This is a genomic window from Sphingopyxis sp., from assembly GCF_016793825.1.
In the GTDB taxonomy this organism is placed as follows: Bacteria; Pseudomonadota; Alphaproteobacteria; order Sphingomonadales; family Sphingomonadaceae; genus Sphingopyxis.
In genome coordinates, this window is the sequence record NZ_JAEULM010000026.1 from 1 (window position 1) to 5,768 (window position 5,768).

Genomic DNA, 5,768 nt, shown 5'->3' on the forward strand with positions numbered 1-5,768 from the left:
GCCCAAGCTTCGCAGCAGCCGCATTCGGGATCGCGATAAACGAGCATTCGCTTGGGGCTGGACGTCTCGGCGCCCGGCGCGGGCGCCGCGCCATTCTTATCGCTGGTCGCCGCCGGGCCCGAGGCAGAATTGCATGCCGCAAGCGCCATCCCCGATCCGACCGCAATCAGGCCGAAAAGATGACGGCGCGTCATCAGATTTTTCATGTCATTTCCTCGCGAGAATGGATTTCATCTGTTCGATTTCGGCCGCCTGCCCCGCGATGATGCCGCGGCAGAGTTCGCGTATCTCGGCATCTTTGAGAGAAGCCTGTTCACACATGAGGATCGCGCCCGAGTGATGCGGGATCATCGAACGCAAGAAGGCCGTGTCGCCGATCGTCGTCTGTGTCCGGATGAGCCCGAAGCTCCCGAAGAAGGCAACTGCCGATCCCAGCAGCAGGAACGTATTGAGACGTTTCGACGGGAACATGCCCGGCATTGCGACGATCATCAGCACGACCATCGGCGAGACCATCATCAGCGTCATGTAGAGCATGTTGAGATTATTGTAGAAGCTCGAGAGGCGGTCGATCATGACGAACATCACCAGATACATGATGACGCCGCTGACGATCGTCTGCAGCGCGAGGCTGCGATAGGCTGGTTTCACGGCATTTCTCCTCGACGTGTCGCCACCCCGCGAAACTTCTAGAACCAGGCCCGCACCCCCATCACGAAGCTGACGCCGCTCGCATCCTCGCCCGCGGCGCGGGCAAAACGCGCGGTATCGCCGACCTTGCGCGCCCATTCGACGCCGACATAAGGCGCGAATTCCTTCACGACCTCGTAACGCAGGCGAAGCCCGAGCTCGAAATCCGAAAGCCCCGAACCAACGCCGGTCTCGGGGACATCCTGGAGCGCAAAATTGACCTCCGCCATCGGCTGGAGGATCAGTTTCTGGGTGATGCGCTGGTCGTAATAGCCTTCGAGCCGGGCGAGCAGATCACCCTTGTTCGAAAGAAACAGCGCGCCCTCGACTTCGAACCAATAGGGGGCGAGCCCCTCGAAGCCGATCGTCGCATAGGTGCGGTCGGGGCCGGGCCCAAGATCCTGCCTGATACCCGCCTGCGCGTTGAAATAGGGTCCGATCGCCCGGCTGTAGAGCGCCTGTACCTCGGCGCTCTCGATGCCTTCGCCGAACACGCCCTCGCCTTCGCTCTTGATCGTCAGCCGGTTAATGTCGCCGCCGTACCAAGCCTCACCGTCCCAGCGGAACCCGTCGCGGCCCTTGCGCGCCTGATATTCGGCAAGGTTGAAGCTGATGAAAGCGATGGTCTGCGCACCATTCTCTTTCATCATGTCGTGGCGCGAATGCTCCATTTCGGCTTGGGGATAAATGCGATCGGCATACCAGTCGCCGGGAGGCGCAGGCGCGGTAGCATCGCCCGGCGGCAAATCGGTGCCGCTAGCGCTGCTCGTGGTCGCCATGCCTTCCATTCCCGCCATCGCGTCCGCAGATCCGCCCTTCGGGGTGCAATGGCCCATTTTGGCATGTTCGGGCGGGCAATCGGGATCGGACGGCTGCGGTGCGCCATGATCCATCGCACCCATGTCCGAAGCGCCCTTGCCTGGAGCTTCCGCCTCAGGCGTACAATGACCCATCGCCGCATGTTCGGGCGGGCAGCTTGAAGCCTCGGGTTCCATGTCCATGCCCTGCATGTTCCCATGGTCCATCTGCTCCATCGACCCTTCGGCGGGCGCTTCGGGCGCGGACTGCGCTACGGGTGCTGGCGTTGGCGAGGGAGCGGGTGTCGGCGCGGGCGCCGCACCATGCATCGAATGATCCATCGACTGCGCCGCGGCGGGCACAGCAAAGGCCAGCGGGGCGATACCCGCGAGGAGAAGCGCGACCCGGGTCATTCGCCGTCTCCCTTCGGACGGACGCTGACGACGCGCATCATCCCCGCGTGCATGTGATAGAGAAGGTGGCAATGGAACGCCCAGTCGCCGAGCGCGTCGGCGGTGAAATCGAAGCTCGCGATGCCGCCCGGCTGGACAAGCACCGTATGCTTGCGCGGCGACCGGTCGCCCTTGCCCGTCACCAGTTCGAAAAAATGGCCGTGGAGGTGGATGGGGTGGCTCATCATCGAATCGTTGATGAGGTTGATCCGCACGCGCTCTCCCTCGATGAAGGGGATGGGCTCGTGGTAGTCGGACATCTTGATGCCGTCGAACGACCACATGAAGCGTTCCATATTGCCGGTCAGATGGATGTCGAGCGAGCGCGAGGCGGCGCGGGTATCGGGGTTGCGCTCGAGCGCGACAAGGTCATGGTAGGTCAGCACCTTGTGCCCGACATTCTCCAGTCCCTGCCCCGGCTCGCCCATGCGATCCATCGGCATCGGCGAGATCGTCTGAACGCTGGGATCGCGCTTGACCTGCGGCGCGACACTGAAGTCGCGCATGCTGTGCTGCATGCCTCCGCCAGATCCATGATCCATGCCCGCCATCGCGCCGCTTTCCCCCGCTGGCGTACAATGGCCCATCTTGGCATGTTCGGGAGGACAAGAAGGGTCGCTCGCCGGCATGGGCATGGCGCCCATATCGCCGCCCGAATGGTCCATACCCGCCATCGCGCCGCCCGACATGTCGCCCATGCCCATGTCCTTCATGGTCGCGAGCGGCCGTTCGCGGAGCGGCGGCACCTCGGCGACCATGCCAGCGCGCGGTGCGAGCGTCGCGCGTCCCATGCCCGAGCGGTCATTGGCCTCGGCAACGAGCGTATAAGCACGGTCCTCGACCGGGGTCACGATGACGTCATAGGTTTCGGCGACCGCGATCTGGAACTCGTCGATTTCGGTCGGCACGACATTGAGCCCATCAGCCTGGACGACGGTCATCCTGAGGCCCGGGATACGGACGTTGAAGATCGTCATCGCCGACGCATTGACGATGCGCAGGCGTACCCGCTCGCCGGGGCTGAAGAGCGCGGTCCAGTTGTCGCGCGGACCATGGCCGTTGACGAGGAAGGTGTAGGTCGAACCATTGACGTCGGCGACGTCGGTCGGGTCCATCCGCATCTTGCCCCAATCGATCCGCTCCTTGAGCGGTTGATCCTTGCCGGCAAGCAGGCCCGCCAGCGTCTGGCGCTGCATGTTGAAATGGCCGGGATTGACCTTGAGCTTGCGGAAGATCGCCTCGGGCGACAATTGACTGTGGTCGGACAGGACGACGACATGCTCGCGGTCGTAGCCGATCGGGTCGGCGCCCGCGGGATCGATGACGATCGGGCCATAATGGCCGAGCTGTTCCTGAAGCCCCGAATGGCTGTGATACCAATAGGTCCCCGATTGAACGACCGGGAATTCATAGACAAACTTCGAGCGCGGCTTGATCCCGGGGAAGCTGACGCCGGGCACGCCGTCCATCTGGAACGGCAGGATCAGGCCGTGCCAGTGAATCGAGCTGTCCTCGTCGAGATCGTTGACGACGGTGAGGCGCGCGTTTTGTCCCTCCTTCAGCCGGACGAGCGGCGCGGGCACGGTGCCGTTGATCCCGATCGCGCGACTGACCTTGCCGTCGATGCGCATCGTCTGGCGCGCGATGCGCAGCGTTATGTCATTGCCGGATACGGTCGGAAGCGGCGCGGTGATGCCGGACGACACCGGCTGGGCCCAGGCCGGGAACCATGCGGCCATCGCCGCAGCAGCCCCTCCACCCAAAGCTCCACTGACGAACCGACGCCTTTCCATCTGCATATTCTTTCCGACCGTTACTGACTGTTCCTAAAGCTATACGCAGGCGGCACGCCTGCCCCTCAATAAAAATGCCGGACGATGAGGAGATGCCGCCTGAACGAGCGGTCGAACCCTCAACCCTCGGCGCTCGCAGATGTTCCCGCGAGCAATTCCCGGAGCCTGGTCCGCGCTCGATAGAGGCGCGTTTCGACTGTTTTCTCGCTGACCCGCAAAATGACCGCTGTTTCGGCCTGGCTGACCTCGTCGACACCGCGGAGGAGCAACACTTCGCGCAAATTCTGCGGCAGCTGATCGATCGCCCCGCGAACCCTGGCGAGCTCTCGCCTGTCGGTCGCCGCGGAATCGGGCCCAGGACCATCGCTTGCTACGTGATGCGCATTTTCGAGCGGGAGCGCGCGGGAGAAAAAGGCGCGCACCTTTCGCCGTCGTGCCCAGTCGCGACAATTGTTGAGCGCGATACGGGCGATCCATGTGCGGAAGGGGCGTTCGCCATCATAGCGATCGAGCGCCGAAAAGCCGGAGACGAACGTCTCCTGCGTCAAATCCATCGCCTCGTCGGCATCGCCGATCTGCTTTACGATGAGCCGGTAGACGCCCGTTTTGTAACGGCGCAGCAACTCGCGATAGGCGTCTTCGCGGTGCGCGCGCGCAAAGGCCGCCAGATCCTGGTCGCTACATTGCGATAGGTCGGCGCTCACCGCGCATCGGCGGTCAGCGCCTTGACCACGCTTTTGTCGAACATTTCCGCTTGATCGGGGTTGAGAACCCCGCGCATCGCGAAGAGATGCTGGAGCGTTTCCTTCTGCAATGTCCCCATCACCTCATGCGTCTCGTCGATCGCCTCGGTGACGCGCGGTCCATAGCCATGCTCGGCTTCGATCGCCTGCGCGAGCCGGACATTGGCGGCGCGCATCTCGAGTTCGAGCGCCTGGCGGCGACCGGCGAAGTCGGCTTCGATCCGCTCGAGTTTCTTTTCCTGCTCCGGGGTCAGGTCGAGTTGGCCGTGGAGAAGCGCATGAAGTTCGGTTTCGCTGGCTTTGGGCGCATCGGCTACCAGACGGCCGATGAACACGCCGGCAATCGCCGCGGCGAAGGCAATGAGCCCCAAGAGAAGAAGACGGCGCGACGGCATCGCTACTGTACATCCAGCAAGGTGGAAGGCACCAATGCGCTAGGCGGGCCGAATGGGGTCAGGGGGCTTGCCGCGACCGCCGGCTGGGAAATCGCACTCCCCGCAAAGACACCGCCGCCGAGCGAGACAAAGGCCGCGAGCGCCATCAGGCGGCGCATCGCTACCGCTTCGCGCCGGCGGATCGCCAATGCGCCCATGATGCGATCATCGAGCGCATCGAGCGCTGCGGGCAGATCGATCCTGTTCAAAATGCGAAGCTCCTTATCCATCGATCGTCTCTTCAAACCTTTCCATCATTGTACATACGCGCCGAAGCGCCTCACCCCTCACACCAGAATATTATTCCGGAATATTTGAGGGCCATGCCGATATCCTGCGTATTAGCAGGACAGACACGCATTTGGAGGTGTTCATGTTCAAGTCTCTTCTCCCCTCTGCAGCGGCGGCTTTCGCTCTGCTTCTCATGCCGGCCACGGCAAGCGCGCACACCAAGCTCGTCAGCTCGACGCCCGCCGCCAATTCGACCGTTTCGAAGGTCACGTCGGTCAATCTTCAGTTCAACGAAAAGATCGTCGCCTCGACCCTCAAGACCGAGCTGGTCATGACCGGCATGCCCGGCATGGCCAATCATGCCCCGATGAAGGTGCCTTACTCGTCGATGATGGGCAAAGAGGGCAAGTCGGCGATGCTGATGCTCAAGCGGCCGCTGACAGCCGGAACCTACAAGGTCACATGGTCGGCGGCGGGCGCTGATACCCACCGCATGGGCAGCGAATTCAGCTTCACCGTAAAGTAAAAGACGGTGGGGGACCCCGTTCTGATCGGCATCAGGTTCGCACTTTATGCGGACCTGATGCTCATCGCCGGCCTTGCTGCGTTCCCGCTTTTTGCGCTGAC

Annotated in this window: 7 protein-coding genes and 1 pseudogene; 1 reads left to right on the plus strand and 7 read right to left on the minus strand. The window is 62.8% G+C overall.

The window, feature by feature from the left end; all coding sequences use genetic code 11:
* The 7 genes and pseudogenes from JNM03_RS08240 to JNM03_RS08270 all read right to left on the minus strand — a co-directional run.
* Nucleotides 1-206: pseudogene (locus JNM03_RS08240) on the minus strand (DUF411 domain-containing protein); the annotation flags it as partial.
* 1 nt (nucleotide 207) lies between these two features.
* Nucleotides 208-597 (minus strand): DUF305 domain-containing protein, encoded by a 390-nt coding sequence (locus JNM03_RS08245; RefSeq protein ID WP_223181178.1) that lies wholly within the window; start codon nucleotides 595-597, stop codon nucleotides 208-210.
* Between the two features lie 92 nt (nucleotides 598-689).
* On the minus strand, nucleotides 690-1,901 hold the full coding sequence (locus tag JNM03_RS08250) for a copper resistance protein B (RefSeq protein ID WP_003046391.1): 1,212 nt from the start codon (nucleotides 1,899-1,901) through the stop codon (nucleotides 690-692).
* Nucleotides 1,898-3,739 (minus strand): copper resistance system multicopper oxidase, encoded by a 1,842-nt coding sequence (locus JNM03_RS08255; RefSeq protein WP_037553295.1) that lies wholly within the window; start codon nucleotides 3,737-3,739, stop codon nucleotides 1,898-1,900. Before JNM03_RS08255 ends, JNM03_RS08250 begins: the two co-directional genes overlap by 4 nt.
* Before the next feature lie 113 nt (nucleotides 3,740-3,852).
* Nucleotides 3,853-4,437 (minus strand): RNA polymerase sigma factor, encoded by a 585-nt coding sequence (locus tag JNM03_RS08260; protein ID WP_294035987.1) that lies wholly within the window; start codon nucleotides 4,435-4,437, stop codon nucleotides 3,853-3,855.
* Entirely contained in the window at nucleotides 4,434-4,871 is a 438-nt protein-coding gene (locus JNM03_RS08265) for a periplasmic heavy metal sensor (RefSeq protein ID WP_003046401.1), read from the minus strand. Before JNM03_RS08265 ends, JNM03_RS08260 begins: the two co-directional genes overlap by 4 nt.
* Before the next feature lie 2 nt (nucleotides 4,872-4,873).
* The gene (locus JNM03_RS08270) at nucleotides 4,874-5,140 is read right to left on the minus strand and encodes a hypothetical protein (protein ID WP_003046403.1); all 267 of its coding nucleotides are present in this window, start codon (nucleotides 5,138-5,140) and stop codon (nucleotides 4,874-4,876) included.
* Between the two features lie 143 nt (nucleotides 5,141-5,283).
* Between JNM03_RS08270 and copC the strand changes: the two genes are divergently transcribed.
* A complete protein-coding gene (gene copC / locus JNM03_RS08275; RefSeq protein ID WP_011542702.1) occupies nucleotides 5,284-5,667 on the plus strand; it encodes a copper homeostasis periplasmic binding protein CopC in 384 nt (127 codons plus the stop codon).
* Nucleotides 5,668-5,768: the final 101 nt, after the last annotated feature.

Coding starts and splice junctions, on each gene's coding strand:
- JNM03_RS08245 (WP_223181178.1), bottom strand. CDS start 597: ATGTATCTGGTGATGTTCGTCATGATCGACCGCCTCTCGAGCTTCTAC.
- JNM03_RS08250 (WP_003046391.1), bottom strand. CDS start 1,901: ATGACCCGGGTCGCGCTTCTCCTCGCGGGTATCGCCCCGCTGGCCTTT.
- JNM03_RS08255 (WP_037553295.1), bottom strand. CDS start 3,739: ATGCAGATGGAAAGGCGTCGGTTCGTCAGTGGAGCTTTGGGTGGAGGG.
- JNM03_RS08265 (WP_003046401.1), bottom strand. CDS start 4,871: ATGCCGTCGCGCCGTCTTCTTCTCTTGGGGCTCATTGCCTTCGCCGCG.
- JNM03_RS08270 (WP_003046403.1), bottom strand. CDS start 5,140: ATGGATAAGGAGCTTCGCATTTTGAACAGGATCGATCTGCCCGCAGCG.
- copC (WP_011542702.1), top strand. CDS start 5,284: ATGTTCAAGTCTCTTCTCCCCTCTGCAGCGGCGGCTTTCGCTCTGCTT.